20 protein-coding genes and 26 tRNA genes are annotated in these 15,758 nt (G+C 63.5%); 9 read left to right on the top strand and 37 right to left on the bottom strand.

All coding sequences use genetic code 11. The features are described from left to right. From ACSQ89_RS41725 to ACSQ89_RS41700, 6 genes are all read left to right on the top strand, one after another. Positions 1-417, top strand: coding sequence for a hypothetical protein (locus tag ACSQ89_RS41725; protein ID WP_436297995.1), 417 nt, complete (start codon positions 1-3; stop codon positions 415-417). Between the two features lie 62 nt (positions 418-479). Beyond that, the gene (locus tag ACSQ89_RS41720; protein WP_436297994.1) at positions 480-1,214 is read left to right on the top strand and encodes a hypothetical protein; all 735 of its coding nucleotides are present in this window, start codon (positions 480-482) and stop codon (positions 1,212-1,214) included. Positions 1,215-1,253: 39 nt separating this feature from the next. After that, the gene (locus tag ACSQ89_RS41715) at positions 1,254-1,637 is read left to right on the top strand and encodes a hypothetical protein (protein WP_436297993.1); all 384 of its coding nucleotides are present in this window, start codon (positions 1,254-1,256) and stop codon (positions 1,635-1,637) included. Further along, complete coding sequence (locus tag ACSQ89_RS41710; RefSeq protein ID WP_436297992.1) at positions 1,634-2,047, top strand: hypothetical protein; 414 nt, start codon at positions 1,634-1,636, stop codon at positions 2,045-2,047. Before ACSQ89_RS41715 ends, ACSQ89_RS41710 begins: the two co-directional genes overlap by 4 nt. Before the next feature lie 186 nt (positions 2,048-2,233). After that, positions 2,234-3,277, top strand: coding sequence for a hypothetical protein (locus ACSQ89_RS41705; RefSeq protein ID WP_436297991.1), 1,044 nt, complete (start codon positions 2,234-2,236; stop codon positions 3,275-3,277). Between the two features lie 119 nt (positions 3,278-3,396). After that, positions 3,397-4,278, top strand: coding sequence for a hypothetical protein (locus tag ACSQ89_RS41700; RefSeq protein WP_436297990.1), 882 nt, complete (start codon positions 3,397-3,399; stop codon positions 4,276-4,278). 57 nt (positions 4,279-4,335) lie between these two features. Here ACSQ89_RS41700 and ACSQ89_RS41695 read toward each other — a convergent pair whose 3' ends face one another. Beyond that, positions 4,336-4,899 carry an HNH endonuclease gene (locus ACSQ89_RS41695; protein WP_436297989.1) on the bottom strand — a complete coding sequence of 188 codons (564 nt, stop codon included), beginning with the start codon at positions 4,897-4,899 and terminating at the stop codon, positions 4,336-4,338. Positions 4,900-5,028: 129 nt separating this feature from the next. Here ACSQ89_RS41695 and ACSQ89_RS41690 point away from each other — a divergent pair, with 129 nt between their 5' ends. Then, on the top strand, positions 5,029-5,835 hold the full coding sequence (locus tag ACSQ89_RS41690) for a hypothetical protein (protein WP_436297988.1): 807 nt from the start codon (positions 5,029-5,031) through the stop codon (positions 5,833-5,835). Positions 5,836-5,855: 20 nt separating this feature from the next. Here the strand turns inward: ACSQ89_RS41690 and ACSQ89_RS41685 are convergent. The 29 genes from ACSQ89_RS41685 to ACSQ89_RS41545 form a co-directional block, all read right to left on the bottom strand. Further along, positions 5,856-5,936 (bottom strand) — tRNA-Arg (locus ACSQ89_RS41685). 104 nt (positions 5,937-6,040) lie between these two features. Then, a tRNA-Val gene (locus ACSQ89_RS41680) sits at positions 6,041-6,116 on the bottom strand. Between the two features lie 12 nt (positions 6,117-6,128). Continuing rightward, a tRNA-Lys gene (locus ACSQ89_RS41675) sits at positions 6,129-6,204 on the bottom strand. Positions 6,205-6,213: 9 nt separating this feature from the next. Further along, a tRNA-Met gene (locus ACSQ89_RS41670) sits at positions 6,214-6,288 on the bottom strand. 15 nt (positions 6,289-6,303) lie between these two features. Continuing rightward, positions 6,304-6,390, bottom strand: a tRNA-Leu gene (locus ACSQ89_RS41665). A gap of 15 nt (positions 6,391-6,405) precedes the next feature. Continuing rightward, positions 6,406-6,480, bottom strand: a tRNA-His gene (locus ACSQ89_RS41660). A gap of 8 nt (positions 6,481-6,488) precedes the next feature. Next, a tRNA-Ile gene (locus tag ACSQ89_RS41655) sits at positions 6,489-6,563 on the bottom strand. Positions 6,564-6,571: 8 nt separating this feature from the next. Continuing rightward, positions 6,572-6,648: transfer RNA gene (locus tag ACSQ89_RS41650), tRNA-Asn, on the bottom strand. Positions 6,649-6,697: 49 nt separating this feature from the next. Continuing rightward, on the bottom strand, positions 6,698-6,898 hold the full coding sequence (locus ACSQ89_RS41645) for a short-chain dehydrogenase (protein ID WP_436297987.1): 201 nt from the start codon (positions 6,896-6,898) through the stop codon (positions 6,698-6,700). Positions 6,899-7,004: 106 nt separating this feature from the next. After that, positions 7,005-7,080, bottom strand: a tRNA-Arg gene (locus tag ACSQ89_RS41640). A 12-nt stretch (positions 7,081-7,092) separates the two neighbouring features. After that, positions 7,093-7,179: transfer RNA gene (locus tag ACSQ89_RS41635), tRNA-Cys, on the bottom strand. A gap of 89 nt (positions 7,180-7,268) precedes the next feature. After that, positions 7,269-7,343, bottom strand: a tRNA-Gly gene (locus ACSQ89_RS41630). 7 nt (positions 7,344-7,350) lie between these two features. After that, a tRNA-Tyr gene (locus ACSQ89_RS41625) sits at positions 7,351-7,435 on the bottom strand. Positions 7,436-7,444: 9 nt separating this feature from the next. Beyond that, positions 7,445-7,522 (bottom strand) — tRNA-Arg (locus ACSQ89_RS41620). 79 nt (positions 7,523-7,601) lie between these two features. Further along, positions 7,602-7,838, bottom strand: coding sequence for a hypothetical protein (locus tag ACSQ89_RS41615; protein WP_436297986.1), 237 nt, complete (start codon positions 7,836-7,838; stop codon positions 7,602-7,604). A 128-nt stretch (positions 7,839-7,966) separates the two neighbouring features. Then, positions 7,967-8,056 (bottom strand) — tRNA-Ser (locus tag ACSQ89_RS41610). A gap of 16 nt (positions 8,057-8,072) precedes the next feature. Beyond that, positions 8,073-8,148, bottom strand: a tRNA-Phe gene (locus ACSQ89_RS41605). A gap of 6 nt (positions 8,149-8,154) precedes the next feature. After that, a tRNA-Asp gene (locus ACSQ89_RS41600) sits at positions 8,155-8,230 on the bottom strand. Positions 8,231-8,238: 8 nt separating this feature from the next. Beyond that, positions 8,239-8,314: transfer RNA gene (locus ACSQ89_RS41595), tRNA-Ala, on the bottom strand. Between the two features lie 7 nt (positions 8,315-8,321). Next, a tRNA-Ser gene (locus ACSQ89_RS41590) sits at positions 8,322-8,409 on the bottom strand. Positions 8,410-8,516: 107 nt separating this feature from the next. Further along, positions 8,517-8,592: transfer RNA gene (locus ACSQ89_RS41585), tRNA-Pro, on the bottom strand. A 15-nt stretch (positions 8,593-8,607) separates the two neighbouring features. Further along, positions 8,608-8,684, bottom strand: a tRNA-Gln gene (locus tag ACSQ89_RS41580). 5 nt (positions 8,685-8,689) lie between these two features. Continuing rightward, positions 8,690-8,769, bottom strand: a tRNA-Met gene (locus ACSQ89_RS41575). A gap of 30 nt (positions 8,770-8,799) precedes the next feature. Then, positions 8,800-8,876: transfer RNA gene (locus ACSQ89_RS41570), tRNA-Glu, on the bottom strand. A 12-nt stretch (positions 8,877-8,888) separates the two neighbouring features. Then, a tRNA-Thr gene (locus ACSQ89_RS41565) sits at positions 8,889-8,964 on the bottom strand. A gap of 9 nt (positions 8,965-8,973) precedes the next feature. Beyond that, positions 8,974-9,049: transfer RNA gene (locus ACSQ89_RS41560), tRNA-Trp, on the bottom strand. Between the two features lie 9 nt (positions 9,050-9,058). Continuing rightward, positions 9,059-9,143 (bottom strand) — tRNA-Leu (locus ACSQ89_RS41555). A 152-nt stretch (positions 9,144-9,295) separates the two neighbouring features. Then, positions 9,296-9,373: transfer RNA gene (locus tag ACSQ89_RS41550), tRNA-Gly, on the bottom strand. Between the two features lie 240 nt (positions 9,374-9,613). Then, positions 9,614-9,808 carry a hypothetical protein gene (locus tag ACSQ89_RS41545; protein WP_436297985.1) on the bottom strand — a complete coding sequence of 65 codons (195 nt, stop codon included), beginning with the start codon at positions 9,806-9,808 and terminating at the stop codon, positions 9,614-9,616. A gap of 166 nt (positions 9,809-9,974) precedes the next feature. On the opposite strand from ACSQ89_RS41545, the gene ACSQ89_RS41540 reads away from it, so the two are divergent. Continuing rightward, on the top strand, positions 9,975-10,379 hold the full coding sequence (locus ACSQ89_RS41540) for a hypothetical protein (protein ID WP_436297984.1): 405 nt from the start codon (positions 9,975-9,977) through the stop codon (positions 10,377-10,379). 358 nt (positions 10,380-10,737) lie between these two features. Continuing rightward, positions 10,738-10,977 carry a hypothetical protein gene (locus ACSQ89_RS41535; RefSeq protein WP_436297983.1) on the top strand — a complete coding sequence of 80 codons (240 nt, stop codon included), beginning with the start codon at positions 10,738-10,740 and terminating at the stop codon, positions 10,975-10,977. A 456-nt stretch (positions 10,978-11,433) separates the two neighbouring features. Here ACSQ89_RS41535 and ACSQ89_RS41530 read toward each other — a convergent pair whose 3' ends face one another. The 7 genes from ACSQ89_RS41530 to ACSQ89_RS41500 form a co-directional block, all read right to left on the bottom strand. Beyond that, positions 11,434-11,952, bottom strand: a complete 519-nt coding sequence (locus ACSQ89_RS41530; protein WP_436297982.1) for a hypothetical protein — start codon at positions 11,950-11,952, stop codon at positions 11,434-11,436. Between the two features lie 57 nt (positions 11,953-12,009). Further along, a complete protein-coding gene (locus ACSQ89_RS41525; protein ID WP_436297981.1) occupies positions 12,010-12,906 on the bottom strand; it encodes a hypothetical protein in 897 nt (298 codons plus the stop codon). An 11-nt stretch (positions 12,907-12,917) separates the two neighbouring features. Further along, the gene (locus ACSQ89_RS41520) at positions 12,918-13,796 is read right to left on the bottom strand and encodes a hypothetical protein (protein ID WP_436297980.1); all 879 of its coding nucleotides are present in this window, start codon (positions 13,794-13,796) and stop codon (positions 12,918-12,920) included. A 12-nt stretch (positions 13,797-13,808) separates the two neighbouring features. Beyond that, positions 13,809-14,555, bottom strand: a complete 747-nt coding sequence (locus tag ACSQ89_RS41515) for a hypothetical protein (RefSeq protein ID WP_436297979.1) — start codon at positions 14,553-14,555, stop codon at positions 13,809-13,811. Then, positions 14,552-15,076: a hypothetical protein gene (locus tag ACSQ89_RS41510; RefSeq protein ID WP_436297978.1), complete on the bottom strand. Its 525-nt coding sequence runs from the start codon at positions 15,074-15,076 to the stop codon at positions 14,552-14,554. Before ACSQ89_RS41510 ends, ACSQ89_RS41515 begins: the two co-directional genes overlap by 4 nt. A gap of 8 nt (positions 15,077-15,084) precedes the next feature. Continuing rightward, positions 15,085-15,411: a DUF4116 domain-containing protein gene (locus ACSQ89_RS41505; RefSeq protein ID WP_436297977.1), complete on the bottom strand. Its 327-nt coding sequence runs from the start codon at positions 15,409-15,411 to the stop codon at positions 15,085-15,087. Between the two features lie 113 nt (positions 15,412-15,524). After that, positions 15,525-15,755, bottom strand: a complete 231-nt coding sequence (locus ACSQ89_RS41500) for a hypothetical protein (RefSeq protein ID WP_436297976.1) — start codon at positions 15,753-15,755, stop codon at positions 15,525-15,527. Between the last annotated feature and the right edge of the window lie 3 nt (positions 15,756-15,758).

Below are 15,758 nucleotides of genomic sequence, written 5' to 3'. Positions count from 1 at the left end.
ATGATTCAAGTTTTCCATTGCAAAGTGAGCCGAGACGGTCGGTCGCGCGCGGATGTCGTGGCCATGCATGAGCGCATCGCTTTTCGTGTCGACCGTCAGGCGCTGAACGAGATCTTCAGCGACGAGGCCAGGTGGCGCGAGCTAGGCATCGCGTTCGAACTGGTCGCGGAAGTGGAGGGCGACGATCTGGAGCGCGCCTGCTCCGCGACGAATCACATCGACCGCGACTGGTCCGACAACCCTGACGTCGAGGTCAAGACGGCCAACCCGCGACGCAGCACGTCCGTGGGCGATCTGGTCGTGCGCGACGGAGTCACGTTCGTCGTGGACAAGTTCGGATTTAGCGAGGTGCAGCGCGACTCCCCACCGCAGGAGGCCGATCCAGAGCCAAACCCCGCGCCTGCACCACGGGCCTAGACGCCGGCCTCACATCTTGCGCAATTACTGAACCCTGCCATTTGGCATTCACACAGGACTTTATGAGCACCGCATTCACGACCACCGGAACCTCAAGCGGCAACCCAATCCTGGAACTTCTCCGCGGGGAGGTGGCTGCGTGGCAAGCCGTTGCAGACGGCACCAGTCGCAAGCGATTCGCGGAAGTACCCAATCGGTTCATCTTTGTGGATCACGTCGGGCGAATCGGCACCGCCGGCCGAAATGGGTTCGATGGCATCGAGTTTGTGGATGCCGATCCCGACTTGATCGGCGTGGACATCGGCCTTCTTGAGACGGCGAAAGCGGGCGCTCAATGGGCGGGAAGCGACAAAGTCGTTGTCCTTGATGTGATCGACTACGCAAGGGCTCGAGCCGAAAGGGCGCAGGCTGAACTGGATTGCCTTGTCGAACGGCTGGAGCAGCGCGAGCGAGACGTCGCGACCAGGCTGACGAAGGGTGGCGAGGCGTCCATGCAGGGCTCCGGCACCAAACCCGACTGGGCGCCCGGAGCCATCCTGAAGACTGTCATCGAGGTGACGGTGCTGCATCGGGAAGGAATCGCCGACGGCGGCCTCGATGCCTATTCGCTGCGCCAGATCGCCCACGAGATCGAGGAGGGCGACTGGCTCGGGGCTCACGAAATTACTTCGGTGGAAGAGGTGCAGAAGGAGCTTCTCCATGGCGAACAGTTGGCGCTGGGAAACGATGGGAGCTTCTTCTCGTGCGACGACGGAAGCGATGACGGCGGCGAAGCGTTCGCCACGCCGCGCGGCTGAGCCCGCAAGAACACACCCCTGACCAAACTTCGCAAACCCATGCCCCGCATCAACGCCGTCTTCACCCAGCTCGACCGCCAGTTCGGGCAGTCGATCAGCCCGACCACGGACCCCGACGCCGCCAGGGCCTTTGCCGCGGACTGGCTGGCCAGCGGCGGTTACGGCCACCAGGAAGTGCTGGTCCAGGCCTGCCAAGTCAACAAGCGCGAGCGGATCGGCGACAAGACCGTCGATCGCATCATTCGCGAGGACGGCGGGTTCACCTCGGGCAACGTAGCCTCGAATCTCCAGACCTCCGAGATGCTTGGGCCCCACTGGACGCGGCTCGAGAGCGGGAAGCTGGTGCCAGCGGAGATGCATGCCTACCGGCTCAATGCGCTGCTGGCAGCTCGTGGAACAGCGCGGTCGACCTCCTCGCCTTGAAGGACATCGGTCGCGTGCTACAGCGCGCTGCAGATGCGGCGCTTGCAGCGGACGTGGTGGGCGAGGGGACGATCCTCGTGCGGGTGATGCACATGCGCGACAAGGAGACTCGCTACCAGTTCCCGATCCCGGTGGTCACGCACGGTTGGCTTCTGATGGGCGAGCGCGGCAACATCTTGCACGAGCGCGTTCTGGACGACTCGCCGCTTGGCCTGAAGGTGATGGCGCGCGCCCGCGCGGATCTCACGTTCGAGCGCTTCGAGTGCAGGGACCTGCTGAAGATCTCGGGCGGCAAGGTGCTTTTCGTCGACGAGCAGGTGCAGCGCATTGCCGATTCGATGATCCGCCAGGATGAGCAGGCGGCCGCCGAGGACGAGCTGGAAGCGCTGGCTGACGCCCCGCGCGGTTAGGCCGTGACCTAAGTGATTGATCGGCAACGTTTTTCACTGTAGATCGTCAAACTTGGAAAGCACAGTGAAAACGCAATGGCCATTCGCCTGGCGACAGACCGAGGCGAGAATGCGTACGTCATGAGCCACAGACATCCACGAGATCTCACACCCGACCTGGCTGGAGGGGCGCCATACGGCCGCATCATGACGCTGGGCGAAGAGCTGGTGGTCCGGATCAACCAGGAGCGCTGGGCTGAGATCGAGACCTGGCTGGCGGCGCAGCATCCCCTCGCCGGGGTGCTGGAGCGGATCGACCGCATGCGGCGCGCCGATCATGAGCAACGCGCTGACCGAGTGCACCAGGTCGTGCCCCGGCGCAATTTCGACTCCATGGGGATCACCGGCGCACCGCAGGCCGTCTACCGCGGCGTGCCGGCGGCCTACGAGATCCTGCCCGGCGACTGGATCGCCCTGAATGCACGGTACGCCGGCGAGCACGGCGGCCGCGGCCAGGCCACGCAGGTGAAGTCGCTACCGCTCGTCCACCCGGAGGACTTCTTCTGGGCGGGATCGGACGAGAGCGAGTTCCTGTATCAGCCGACCGCCTGGCGCCGGGAGGACGTGAGCCGCGAGGACTACGTGCGCTCGCTTACGGCGGAGCAGCTGCGCATGTTCTGCGACGGCGAGATGGCGAGCCTCACCCGCCACGCCAAGGCGATTCGCAGAATCGAGGACCATGTTCACGAAGCCGTCGACATGGAGGCCTGCGGCACCTACCACGGGCCTGATCACTGGGCGCGCGTCTCGCAACACGCTCTCGCTGTGTCGCGCTCGCTTGGAATCGATCCCCTGGTGCCGTATATCTTCGGCCTGGTGCACGACAGCCAGCGGGAGGACGACGGCTTGGACCCGGAACACGGGCCGCGAGCCGCCGCGTTCGTCCGCGAGCGTCGGGAGCAGTTATTCGGCTTCCTGCCTGACGCCGCGATCGAAGCGTTGGCCGTGGCTTGCGAGCGGCACAGTGAGGGCGAGACGGACGGAGAGGCGTGGTTACGCGCTTGCTGGGATGCCGACAGGCTCGATCTCGGACGCGTGGGAATCACACCAGATCCGGACTACCTCTGCACTGAGTACGCCAAGCGTCCGGACGTGATCGCCGCGGCGCTGGTTATGAGCGGGATCGGCGGTGAGGATTTCCTCGAGGAACCTGACGACCTCGAACGCCGGCTGCGTCGGCACGGCGCCTGAACGCGAGGTCTTCGCCAGGACCGCCCGACTGCAAAACATTTGCAAGGAAATCGGCGCGCCGCCTGAGAATTTCCAGATTGGCCGGCGAATCCGCCCGCCGCCTAACCCAGGAATCTCACGTGACGCGATACGAACTGCCGCCCGCCGGCGGCTGCCATGAAGAGTGGCGCATGCACCAGTCTCCGGCATTTGAGCCGACCGCACGGCAACAGCTCGTGATGGCGGCAGCTGAACGCGCGATCAACGCAGGCCTCTTCTACAACACAGCGGTTGATGACGCCGTGGCCGCGAATCTCGGCGTGACGGCTGAACAGCGGGCGCGCAACACCCAGAAGGTGCAAGGGGGAGACTTCGGCTCCGATGTCTACTACGCGCGACGCGCGGTGGAGGCGATCCGTGCCCACCGGAAGCTCGTCGAGACGGCGGCGGCGTTGTCCTTGAACGCGGGTGACAAGCTCGGGACATTGGTGTTCAACGACTTCAAGCGCACGACCGGCGCCGTCGTCCATACGATTGAAGAGGACGGACTGCACGTTGTGATCGCCGGCAAGCGCGGTGCGAAACCAATCGGCCTTCGGTGCAACGTCACATCGCTGGCGAATGCGATTCGGAATGCGCATGAACGGGGCGCCCGGTCCGACACCTACGAGGACTTCAAGCTCGCGCGCCTTCGCCTTGGCGCGGGCCCTCTCACTACCCAGGTTGCCGAGCGCCTGGCGCTCTTCGGCGCGCACGAACTCGGCGAGGCTGAGTTCCTGGTCGCGCTGGCTCGGCCGGAGCAGATGCCCCAGCCTGTGTACCTGGCGTTGCAGGCCCTGGGCGAATCGCTGGAGATGGCCGTGGCCAAGGGAGAGGACTGTCTGCCCGGGTTCGACGGGGTGCACAGCGAGGTGGCCCGTCTCCTCGAAACGTCCCCCTGGACGATGCACCCCGATCACGGCTGCGTGCTCTCGGCAGACGTCGAGGAGTTGGATCGCGAGGCGGCGCCGGCGCCGCACTGATCTTCTTCCCACCAAACGAGAAAGGGGCGCCCCCTCCCGGAGCGCCCCTTCGTTCTTTCAGTTGAGCCTGGAGCCCTTCGGCAGCCGACTAGCGAGCCATTCGTGCACGTCCGCTCTGACGTTGCGACCCTCCAGGAGGAAGTCTTCCCAGCGGCTCGGAACGTAGGGCAGGTAGACCAGCTTCATGCCGGCTTCCTCAGGAGTCCGCGCTGCCTTGAGCGAGTTGCACGCCCTGCAGGCGCTGGCGCAGTTCATGAAGTCCCAGGCGCCGCCTCTGCTTTCCGGCAGGATGTGTTCGACGGTCAGGTCTTGTTCGCGAAAGCGCTGCGCGCAGTACGCGCAGGTGTGGCGATCACGAACGAAGAGCTTGCGCCGGCTGAACGCTGGCGCGTGGTCGAACAGGTTCACCTTCGCGCAGCCCTTCAGGGCGATGATCGGCGAGATGTCGAAGCGGGACTGGACGCCGCGCGCGACGTTGAAACCCCCGCGCATCGTCGCCAACGGGCCTGCGCCGTCTTCCCAGACGACGGAGTCGGTGGCGTAGTGCGACGCAGCCTGCTCGAGTGTGATCCAGGCCTGCGGCGTTCCCTGGATGTCGAGCTGTAGAACTTGGGGTTTCATGATGCGGCCTCCTTTCGTGGCCGTTGGGTGGAAAACTTCTCGCGGCGGACGTTTGCGCACGCTTGAGAGGCGAGGGACCCCCAAACTGCGCCTCCTAGAATCGTGGACCTCAACCTGACTGGAGCTGCCATGCACGCCACCCTTCTCCGCATCGCCGCGCTTGGAGGATGTCTTGCCCTCGCGGCCTGTTCGACGATTGATCCCCAGCAGGTGGGGCAAGGGCAGTACATGCAGGTCATGAATGGGACCGATGTCCTTCTCGAATCGGACGCCTCGCGCGCCGGATTCCAGAACTGTGCAAATTCGGCCTATCAGCTCATGCAGGGGAACAAGGATCTGCAGGGGAGAATCAAGTGTGCGGCTGAACCGACCACCCAGGCGCTGCCCTTCACATATCGGGTCCGGAACTCCAAGTCGACGGCCGGCGACCACGTGCTGCCGAGCAGTGCATACCTCGTACGCTCGCGCACCAGCGTGATCTGCGCATCCAGCCTGGCCGCGACCGCAAAGGAAGAGAAGACCGAGGTCTTCGACGACCGATGCGCCGGTGGCACTGCATCGACGATGCCGCCTGCGACGGCCTCGACTGGTGGCAAGGGCCGGTTCTTCAACATGGCCTCTGAGGGGCAGCTCCTCCTGCAGATCGCGATGACCAGCGAAGCGCAGTGCGCCGACTACTTCAGCGCGACTCGCAAGCAGCTCGCAGAGGCGCCGCCGGCAACCAAGTTTGACTTCTTCTGCGCTGCTGGCGATTCTTCCGACCGGCTTCGCTTCAAGGCCGCGATACAGGACGACGACTTGGGCTCCCCGCTCGCGATTGCTGCGAAGACGGAGTTGATCTGCCTGAACGCAGTCGCAGAGATCGTCAAGATCATGGTTCCAGCTATTCAGCGCGCGCGCTACTCGACGACCGCAAGCTGTTCGCGATCGAACTGATCGGGCGGGATTGCCCAGATTGGACCTGCCGGCTGGATCCGCCCCAGCGACCTCGCGCTTCGGAGGCGCGCGCGCTAGCTATCTGACTGCGCTACGGCTGGATGTTGGGTGGTGCACGACCCCGGCCTCGAACCGGGATGTCCTTTCGGACACGACGCCCTCAACGTCGCGCGTCTGCCGATTCCGCCAGCCGTGCATGGATGCTTGGTGGACCTCCGAGGCCTCGAACCCCGGACCCTCGCCGTGTAAAAGCGTCGCTCTACCACCTGAGCTAGAGGTCCATGTTGAAATAGTGGTGCGGGTGGAGAGTTTTCGAAATCTCGACCTACCGGTTAAAAGCCGGTTGCTCTGCCTCTGAGCTACACCCGCGGCGGTGTTTGGTAGTGCAGGATGGGGACGATCCATCGACCGCGTCCTTATGAGGGACGTGCTCTGCCGCTGAGCTACTGCACCGGATACTTCTGCTGATGGTCCCCTCGGTCCGGATCGAACGGACACGCCCTTGCGGGCGGCTGCTTTTGAGGCAACCGCGTCTGCCGATTCCGCCACGCGGGGAGGTGAGTAAATGAATGGGGCGACTGCCGGGACTCAAACCCGAATCAGCGGGATCACAACCCGCGGTTCTAATCCTTGAACTACGGCCGCCATGGAACTGGTAGCTCTTGACGATTTCGAAACGTCGACCTGCCGGTTATCGACCGGCTGCTCTGCCTCTGAGCTAAAGAGCTGGGAAGGGTGGCTCCTCGACCTGGGATCGAACCAGGGACCTGCGCATTAACAGTGCGCCGCTGCTGCCAGCTGAGCTATCGAGGAATATTCCAAAAGGAGAACGTGAGCCGCAGCGGCGCATGGCCGCCGCGATCTACCACTCTCCGATCTCGCGCACGCGCTGATCGAAGTCGAGTTGCTCGAAGCGCTCGCGAGCGCGTTCGGCATCTCGGTGGCGCTGCCCGGTCATCGTGCCAAAGCCATTGACGACGGCTTGTACGACGGGATTCCGGGGCTTGGAGGCAGTCACCGCAGTGCGGTTCGCCGGCCGGCGATGGCTGGTGGTGAGTCGCATGTGTGTCCTCCAATTGGATGGATGAGGGTGATGACAAATGATCTCCGGATATCGGCGATCGCGGTGAAATGTTTCAGTGACGCAAGTCGCGCTACGGGCGAAAAGCTGGCGCCCTGCGGACCAGTCGAAGGTCCACCTGCCGCTTAGAAGGCGACTGCTCTATCCAGTTGAGCTAGCAGGGCAGGGTGGCGAGATGGAAACGAGGATGGGATTCGGACCCACGTGGAGCAATGCTCACCGGACTTGCAAACCGGCGCCTTCGACCGCTTGGCTACCTCGTTGAAGACTGAACTGAAGGGCGCCCGGCCCGGCCGTCAAGGCCGAACCGGGACCGCCTCGGATGCGATGCGCGCCAGGCCGTGAGAGTTGATGGAGCGGGCCGCGAGGGTCGAACTCGCCTGTACGCCTTGGAAGGGCGCCGCCTGAGCCGCTCGGCCAGGCCCGCGTGAGGGTGGTGGAGTGCCAGGGCTTCGAACCCCGTATGTCAATGACGCCGGATTTACAGTCCAGTGCAGTCGCCCATGCTGCTCGCACTCCAGGTGTAGGTGGTCCCGCGTGTCCGAGTCGAACGAACAACCCCTGGCTTCGTAGGCCAGTGCTCTGATCCAGTTGAGCTAACGCGGGGGCTTGAGGTGGTGAGCCGGGGATTCCGGCATTGGGTGTCGCAGACCGGCCGAAGTGGCCCGCCGCGGGGGATCGGAGGTCAGGCTGTGCCGGCCGACAACCTGTCGAGGAATGGCCCGGCGTCGATCTCCGCGAGCACGGAGTAGGCGCGGTATGCGACGCGGAAAGAGCGCTTAGAAAACAAGCGCTGGTCTTTTTGCATTCGATCGAGGGGCAGACCGAATCTCGCCTCGTGGACAGCGATGATCCGCTGGTAAAGCTCTGGGGCATCAGCCTTCTCTTGCTCGAATGCTTGATCGTCGAACTCGTCGCTCATTGGGCGCCTTGTTTGTTGCTGAGGCTTCAAGTCTCCCATCCAACCCTTTTTGTCGAAAATGCAATAAGTGTCAGCTGTGCTTTGGAGATGCGCCGTGTTGCGTAAACGCAAACGCCGCGAGCGAAGGATGGCGGAAAGTGCATAGATTCGAACTCGCGTGCCCCTTGCGGGACTGCTGCTTTCGAGGCAGCCGGCTTTGACCACTCGCCCAACTTTCCAATATCTGTCGATGGCTGGTGCAGTCCCGAGGTGTCGAGCCTCGCCCTCCTGCTTTTCAAACAGGCGCTTCCACCGGGTTAGCTTGGACTGCGGATTCTGGCGCTCCGAGGGGAAGTCGAATCCCCGGCTTCCTCCTAGACAGGGAGGCACTCTGGCCACTGAGTTATCGGAGCAGAAAAAGTGGTGGAGATGGGCGGGTACGATCCGCCGGCCGTCTGCGTGCAAGGCAGGTGCTCTCCCAACTGAGCTACATCCCCGGGAACCTGGCGGAGCATGTCGGTATCGATCCGACCAACCGCTTTCGCAGTCCCGACTTAGCAGGTCGGTGCCTTATCCTCTCGGCCAATGCTCCTGATGGGTGACAAAGGTTTCCGGGTACGGGTTCCGGTGCCGCCCAATCTTTGCGGCCGGTTTCCGCAAGAGGGCGATCTACATCATCGCCCGGTCTCGCTTCTTCTATGGTCGGAGCGGCAGGTCTCGAGCCTGCGACCCCCTGGTCCCAAACCAGGTGCGCTTCCAGCTGCGCCACGCTCCGAGGGGTGTTGATGAATGGCAGACGCTCAAGGATTCGAACCTTGGAATGCTGGGATCAAAACCCAGTGCCGTAGACCGCTTGGCTAAGCGCCTTCATCTGGTTGCGGAGGGCGGATTCGAACCGACCGATCTCTGGCTTATGAGGCCAGAGGGGACGACCGGGCTCCCCTACTCCGCGATACTTTCTGACGATTGAATCGTCTGTGACTGGAGTCGGATAGGGGATTCGAACCCCTGTCTACAAGGATGAAAACCTTGTGTCCTAAGCCGCTAGACGAATCCGACGTGTGATATTGATGGAGCCCGCAGTCTGCATCGAACAGACGACAACCAATTTACAGGAATGGTGCTCTACCAACTGAGCTATACGGGCGTGGGTGACTGGCATCCCGAGTAGAAATCGAATCTACAACCTCCGGTTTTGGAGACCGGCGCTCTGCCGATTGAGCTATCGAGATATGAACGGTTGGTCCCCCAAGCAAGCCTCGAACTTGCATGACTTTCGTCCCCGGCTTCTGAGACCGGTGCGTCTACCAATTCCGCCATCGGGGGGGCGTATCCATTTCGGTTGTGTCTTCACGCGATTCGAGCGCTTGCGCACTCACGTCGACATCGCTGCACGATGGTTGGGTCCAGACCATGCACATCCCCCCAGGCCGCCGACGCGGTTGGCCTCTGGAGGTGTTGCAAAGGCACACCCGAAATGGAGCAGCACGGAGGGCTTCGATCCCTCGGCCTCAACGTTGGCGACGTTGCGCTCTTCCTGACTGAGCTACGGCTGCATGCTTTGCGAGCCGGTGGCCCCACCAGTGAGGGGCGCGACTCGCAGCGAATTTTTAAGGATCACCCACCGACGCCACTCGGCGGGTGAGTTCACGGCAGCTCGATCACTGCTGTGGCGGCCGGCAGCGCGTGCCATTCGCGGTTGTGTGCCGATCGAGATCTGCACGGTGGAAAAACAAAAAGGCCCGGATCCACTTCGGAATCCGGGCCTCTGGTGAGAGAGCTTGGAAGGTACGCGCTTACGCGCTACCTCCACCCGGGTGCAGCTGATCCTCATACTGTCCAAGCCACAATGCGGCCGGGATCGACGGAATGGAGTTCAGCTGCGAATGCATCTTGGATGTCGTCAGACTGCGACCACCACAAAACGCGACGCGCACGAACGCCCGGCCCGATGCGGGTCGAATGTTCAGTGAGGTCAGGTTTGCTTTCACGATGGTTCCAGTGGTTGGCGAAGTTCTCGATGAATCGATGTTGGGTTGAAGAAACGGGACGAAACAAGTTCGTCGATGGATGTAATGTAAACTGGGTTTACTGTCCGCCGCAAGATTTATTTTTCAATCGTTGTGTTTTTTTCTCGATACGACGATCAACGGCGCGTTGCCCCAGAACACCAGCATGTCACTTTCCGCTATTCGTCGCAACAACGCCCTCATCCTGTTCGGCGAGTTCGTAGCCGAGCAGGCGGTGCAGGGCGTCAAGCCGCTCGGCATGGCCGAGCTGTTTGCGAAGAAGCTGCAGATCTCCGCCAGCATGTGGACGCAGATCAGGTCCGAGACAACGCAAAGGAACATCTCGGACAAGCTCGCCAGGCAGATCGAGACGGCCTGTGGAAAACCTCAGCGATGGATGGACGAAGAGCAGTCCACCGCGGAGCCAGAAGTCGATCATGGCGAGGAGCGCTTCATCGAGCTGGCGCGTCTCGCATACCGCAGCCAGAACGCTCGCGGCAAGCGGGCATTGCGCACGCTGATGCTGCAGCACACGAAGCCGCCGGAGGCCTGAGGTGCGTCAGTAGCTCGACAGGATTGGCGTGAGGCAGTCCTCGAAGCCGACGTGCACCCGGTTCATGCGGCGCATCAGTAGGGTGTCGCCGGTGAGGATGGCCAGCATCTGCGGGCGCCGCGGCCGCCGGCATCGCGGCGGAGGCCTTCAGCAGATCCTTGATCATTCCGGTGGCCATGGGTAGATCGCGGGCCGCTTCCGATTGGCGGTCTCGCTCAGTAAGGCCAAAGTACCCGCGCACCGTTGAGATGTGACGGAAACCTGCTTTAGTTCAACCTATCGCAATCTGGGGTCGATCCGTAGACTGGTGCCTATGAAATCCGAAACTATCAATCGCTTCTTCCTCGCCGCTATCCTGATGGCCAGCGTGATCGCCACCGGCTGTGGTGAATCCGACGAGGCCAAAAGCTGGCGCGAGCTGAAGGAGCAGCAGGCTGCCACGGCCAAGGCGAAGGCCACCGAGGTGCCCGCTTACCAGGACCCCGAATGCATCCGGCAACAGAATGCACGCCTCAAGGGCGAGATCAGCTGGGCCCAGATGACGGAGCGATGCAGCAAAGCGTTCGGCGGGCCTATCAGTGCCCCGGGCGGATCCTGATCGATGAGCGCCGGCGCCAGATCTGCGACCGCGCGGGCGAAGGGCGCCCCGACGCCGGACATGCGCCTGGTGTTCTCGACATTGCTCGACCGAGTTGGGAGGAGCACAGCGAGCTGCACAGCCTGACCATGAGACCCGCGTCCCGGAGAAATGGGTGGCGGTTGACCTAGAGACGGGCGAGGCCCTGGATTGGCACGCCCACCGGCTGGACACGCGCATCGCGCGAGCATGTCGCGAAAACGGTCCAATGCCTGCGGTGAGTGCCGCAGAGGTCGAGCGGCGTGCGGCGAACTGACGATACTTCGAGGTCGGATGCCTCTGCGTGCTCGGTGGGAAGATAGACCAGGCGGCCGCTCCAGGAGACGATGGTGACGCGATAGCGTTCGACTAGGCGCGCTGCCGGTGCAGCCGGAACTATGTGAACCTGACAGCGCCAGAGAGCGTTGTGACCGAGCGCTAACCCCTGGGTGCGTCGAGCTCCCGGCCCTCCGGAAGGCCTGGATTGATGTCCGCACCCTCCAACGCGGGATTTGAGATTGCCTGGGCGGGCCGATGCTCTTCCGGCAGGTCCCGACGGACCATCTCCGCGATCAGACGCGGCCCTAGCGCTTCAATGGCGTCGTCGTAGCGGCGATGCGCCTGTCCCCAGATTTGTCGCCGAGCCAGGTCGGGGTCGTTGCAGAGTGCCTCGACTTTGGCCAATGCCTTGGCGGCAGCGATCAAGGTTTCCTTCGCGCTGAGCACGGCGGTCGGGTCCTCGCCGCTGCGACGCACGAGGTCGCGCTCCGCGATGGCGGCGACGTTGCGCGGCCCAATTTCGAACAGGTCCCAGGCGTAGCGCGAGTAGGTGGTGGTTAACGCCCGTCCTTGCTGCTCTTCCTCGAGATCGCCCTGGTCGAGTACATCCGCGTACGCGATGGCGCCTTCGATCAGCCGAAGCTTGACCTTCCGCCAGTAGGTGGGGGTTTGGCTCATGGGTTTGTTGGCTAGCCTCGGGGCGCTTCGGTCGGGGTGTCGTCTTCGGGAGCGAGATCAGAAGGAGCGTGGCGCCGCCGGCGCTTCGGGCTCGACCGGCGCTTCCGCTTGGACGCGTGCCAGGGCCTCGCGCTCGATCGCGATGACCTCGTTTATCGTCTCGCTGGAGGCGAGGTTGTAGTCGCATGCGTTCGGGTCGCGTGCGTTCTGCCCGCCGTTGGCTTCGTCGGCAATGAGGGCGTTCCGGGCGCCTAGCTTCGTGGCAATCCCTGTGGTGCGGGCGAGGACCCAGTCCGCTGCGCCGGCTCCGGGTCGTGCCTTGAGCAGCAGCTCGTCGCCCGCGATCTCGCGCGCAAGCGCCATGGCGAGTCGTGCGATGCGGTCGCGGCGCTCCGCGTCGAGGTTGAGGCCCGTGAGGTCCACTGCAACGCGGGTAACCGCGCTGCTATCAGGCGCGTTCTGGTTCGGCGCGAAGGTGGCGATGCTCATGCACTCGCGAGTGGCGAGATCGGCAATGGTGTCGCCCGTCGAGCCAGGCGGAAAGTCGATGTATCGCAGTTGCTCTTCGATCGCACACCGGGCGCGGCGTGCCCGGAACTCGCCGAGCTGGTCGGAAGGGCCGGCCACTACCTCGAACTCGCGGGAATCTTCGTTACTCGTGCTCTCGTTCACGAGGGTGGCCACGAAGGGATGCGCCGCCAGTTCGCCAATGGCGTTGACAAGTGGCTCGAACATATCTTCCGCGAAGCCGTGGGGGCACTCGCAGGTGATCTGAAGGATGAAGCACTCCGTCGACGGGTCGTAGGCGACCCCGGTCTCATGGAGGTCGGAATCGTCTGGAAGAAGCTCGAGGCCTCGCCAGTCCAGAAAGCGCCTGCAGGCGGTGGCCACCTCGTCCGGCATCGTGCCCGGGCGAAGGATCGCGTCGATTCGTGAGTACGCGCTGAAGCCCATGGGTGTACTCCTCAGCCCCGGGGGGCGCTTGCATGTTCGGTAGCGACTTCGAGTTCGGAGCCGGCTTCTGCACGTGCATCGGCTCGTGCAAGGGCCTCTCGGTGAATTCCCATGATCTGTGCGGTCGCGATGTCGAGAAGCGCGCTGTAGTCGGATCCGTTCGGCGCCCTGGCCGGCTCCGCGTTCAGGCGCTTGTCGTAGGCGATCAGCGCGCCCAGCGTCTTCCCGACTCCATCGAGGGCGCGCTCGGCAGCGCCATAGCCGGGCCGCGGGTGAAGGATGAGAGATTCGCCGGCGATTTCGCGCGCCAGGAGCACCGAGAGCCTTGCGATGCGCGCTCGCCGGGCCTCGTCCAGGTCCAAGCCCTCGAGGTCAACTGAGACGCGTGAGACCGCATCCTTGTGGTCTCCTCGATTGGGGAACATCGCGATGGTCATGCAGCTGCGCGTCGCAAGGTCCTCCAACGGCCAGCCCCTGGCGCTGAGCGGGAGCACGATGTCATTGATCTGCAGCTCATCGCGTGCCTGACGGGACTTGAACTCGGGGATGAGGTGCGCGGGACCTGTGAGGCGTGTGTAGTAGCGCTCGTCCGCATCACCGGTGTCCTGGTCTTCGAGCGTGGCTTCGAAGGGTTCGACAGCGAGCGCTCCGATTGCATCGACGACTGGGATGAAAACGTTCGTCTGAAAGCCGTCGCTCACGCGATCGTCCACGCTGACAATCAACACACCGCTGTCAAGCGCGACCATCTTCGATGCGGTCGGATCTTCTCGCGTGCGCAGCACGGTCTCCGAATGGTCCAGGAGTGGCTTGAGCGCTTCCTCGACCGCTTGGCGCGTGACGCCGTCGCGAATCACTGCTTCAAAGGATATTCGTGCGTCGTAGCTCATGTACTTGCTTTCTCAGCCCCGCGGGGCGCCTAGTTGTTGAGTGGAGAGTTCGTTCTCGGTCGCTGCTTCCTCCATGAAGCACATGTGCCGAGCTCGTTCGATGATTTGGTCGGCCCAGTCGGTGTCGGCGTCGAGTTGCTCCCTGGCGCACCCGTTGCCGAGCGCCTCCTGCACCAGCTGATCACGCGTAACGACGCGGCCGCCGGCGAAGGTCGACTCGCCTTGCCAGGCGTAGGTCTTGCCGTCCGCGCGTACGTAGGCGTGAACGAAGTCGTCGCGCAGCACGATCTCGCCGCCCAGGGCCGAGCGCAGGGCCAACGCCATGCCCCAGCAGCCGCCTTCCTCGAAGTACCACCCGGCTTGGGACTGGTCGGCGGCCGCCTGCATATTGGCAGCAAAGCTCGCCGGCGGGACCGCGTGATCCAGTACTGTGATCTGGTGGGGGGAGGTCGCTACCCAGACGCGTTCCTTTGGAAGGTAGATGCCGTCAAAGCCGCGCGCTGCGATCGCGGCCACCGACTGGTCGATCTGGTCCCTGTAGGGGACGTCCGCGCCATAGGTGATTGCCGTCCATGGGTTGCGAATATCCAGTCTCGCTGCGATGACCCGCGGCGCCGCATCCCGGCGGATGCGTTGGTAGGCGGCCGCCGCGTTGAAGCGCTCGGCGAAGAAGATTCCACGCTCGTTCGGAGCAAAGGCGTCGAAGGTGGCGCCGGTGCCGTGGTAGACGATCGGTGGAGGGCAGGACGCCGTAGTCATCGGGGCGCGTCCCCGAGGGCTGGTTCTTCTTCACAAGCCGACATGCCATCCTCGGCTGCCTCGCCGTCGTGGGGGGCGAGTGGAGGGGCGTCCGGATGGGCGGCATTCAGCGCGAAGACTGCGCGCGCAACAGGATCCGGCCCGTCCGTCTTGGCCGCCGGATCCGCGCAGGCGAGTTGGACCATCACCTCGGTCGCGAGCAGGCCGACCTCGAGGTTGAACTGCTGCGCAGTGCCTTCGATTGCGATGTGTGCGTTTCCCACTTTCATCCTGCGAGCGTTCTGGATGGCTAGCGCCGCCTTGTCGGAAAGGATGGCCTGCATGATTTCCTCGATCGATTGGGTCACGCGGCCGAGGAAGATGTTGTCTTCGCCACTGAACCTGCGGTGGAACGCTTTCGAAGCCGCACGAAGGGATTTGCCCTTGAACAGATCCCGTGTCACGTACTCGATTGCGGTCGCCGAAAGAGGCGCCTTGTCGGTGGATGAGGTTGGTGCGGTGGCAGCGATGAGGGTGGGCATCGTGGTTCTCAAGGGCGGTAGTTCGAGGCGTTCGCGGCATCGGCAAACGGGTGTGTGGCAAGCACGCCTTCATCGACCATGCTGGAGGCGACCCGATCGCGCATTTCCTCGTCCACGATGTGGTGGAAGGCGCCGAGCCACTGCCGGCACGCGGCCGCGCAGATCTCGTCCGTCTGCTCGAGCACGTACTGAAGCGCATCACCGTCTTGCTCTACGGCGGCCAGGACGACGGCGGCGCTCGGCTCTGGAATCAACTGCAGCGCGCGCCCGGCGTTCTTGACGGCGGCGAGGAGAAGCTCCTCGGTCCAATCGCGCTTGTTGATCTTGCGCAGCAAGAAGCCGTCGTGCCTGAGCGTGGCATGCAGGCGCTCGATGTAGGCGTTGTTAGTTCGAACAGAGTCGGTCAAGGGAAGCCTCGTCATCGTTTGATTGGGATCGGTGGGTGCGTCTAGCCACGTAGGCGCGCTTCCTGGGCATCTGGTGCGTCCGCTTCGACACGGGCAAAACTGGGAACGCGAACAAGCAGCGCTTCGCCGTCGGTGGTGCATGTGACGTCCAGCCCGAGGGGATTGAGCGTCGTGTCAGGCGGGACGAGACGCGCGAGCGCCGCGATCAACAGGTCACGGGCAACGAGGTTCGGCAGCTGCACGGCGCCGGCGGATGAGACTTCGACCGCCATACT

The sequence above is a fragment of the Variovorax sp. LjRoot175 genome (assembly GCF_964253805.1).
In the GTDB taxonomy this organism is placed as follows: domain Bacteria; phylum Pseudomonadota; class Gammaproteobacteria; order Burkholderiales; family Burkholderiaceae_C; genus Variovorax.
Note: the sequence above shows the minus strand (reverse complement) of the source record. Positions and strands in the feature narration are given on the sequence as shown.